Annotated in this window: 1 protein-coding gene; it reads right to left on the bottom strand. The window is 39.4% G+C overall.

Annotated features, from left to right (window positions below):
- Positions 1 to 29 precede the first annotated feature (29 nt).
- Positions 30 to 1189, bottom strand: a protein-coding gene (locus H5187_RS23600; RefSeq protein WP_182719725.1) for an IS3 family transposase whose coding sequence is annotated in 2 segments (ribosomal slippage) — positions 30 to 916 and positions 916 to 1189 — 1161 coding nt in all. Because the reading frame shifts where the segments join, the coding sequence is not laid out codon by codon here.
- Positions 1190 to 1255 lie beyond the last annotated feature (66 nt).

The raw sequence follows: 1255 nt of genomic DNA on the forward strand, positions 1-1255 counted from the left end.
TGTAATGGTCAACAAATTCTGTAGAGATTCTAAGCGGCATTTTTTAATTCATTATATTTCTGATGTGGCGTCATATAATTAAGCGTAGAATGCCTACGTTTGTAATTGTAAAACTGAATATAATTGTCCACCTCACTTATAACTGAATGATGATTTATAAATGACAGGCGATTCAGTCGCTCTGTTTTTAAACTTCTAAAAAATCGCTCCATTACTGCATTATCCCAACAATTACCTCGACGACTCATACTTTGCGTTATAGTTAGTTGTGATAACCGAGCTCTAAACGAGGCCGCAGAATACTGACACCCCTGATCGGAATGAAACATCAGTTGATTAAGAACCGGCTGTTGACGCTTAATAGCATTATTCAATGCTGCTATAGCCAATTCAGCATTTGGGCTTGTTGATAAGGCATACCCTACAACTTCCCTCGTTGATAAGTCTAACACACAGGCCAAGTAGCTCCACCCTTGACGGTTCCTGATATAGGTAATATCACCGACCCAATGCGTGTTATGTGAATCAGGGTTAAACTCTCGTTTTAAGAGGTTCTGTGCGTACTTATGTTCATCACCTGAGTTAGGGTAGTAATGTTTTTTCTTCGGCCTGATGGCTTTTATATTCAACTTTTTCATCAGTGCCGCTGTTTTATATATTCCAATCGTATGATTTAACGCATTCAGTTCAACGTTCACTCTGCGTCTACCATACGTATAACCAGAATCGTCAGCGATAGATTTAATTAACGCCAGCAGTGCCTGCTCTGACTTATTTGGCGCGACGGGCGCATAGTAATAACTACTTGTACTGACTTCTAAAGCACGACACAACTCAGATACCGTATAGCTTGGGGTCGCTTTCTTCAATGCTTTAATTACTTTAAATTTTGATTGTCGCGAATGAAGAAAGCGGTGGCTTTTTTTAATATATCATTATCCCTTAAAGCGCGCTGTAGCTGCTTCTCTAGCAATTGAATACGTTGCTGTTCTGGTGTGAGTGCTTGTACATTTCCCGGGCTCTTACCATCTAGCTCAGATAGATATTGTTGCTTCCAACGTGATACTGCTGACTTTCCTGCGCCAGACATCTCTTCAATTTGCTTATTGGTATAACCTTCTTCTACCATTAATTTGGCATATTCAAGTTTTTGTTGTGCACTGAGTGTTACTTTTGATTTTCTGGTCATAGTGATACCTTTTGGGTTTAGCTCATTTTACGCTATAAACCTGTCCAGTTTCATTAGACCATTACA

Source organism: Pseudoalteromonas sp. SG44-1 (assembly GCF_014164315.1).
Taxonomy (GTDB): domain Bacteria; phylum Pseudomonadota; class Gammaproteobacteria; order Enterobacterales; family Alteromonadaceae; genus Pseudoalteromonas; species Pseudoalteromonas rhizosphaerae.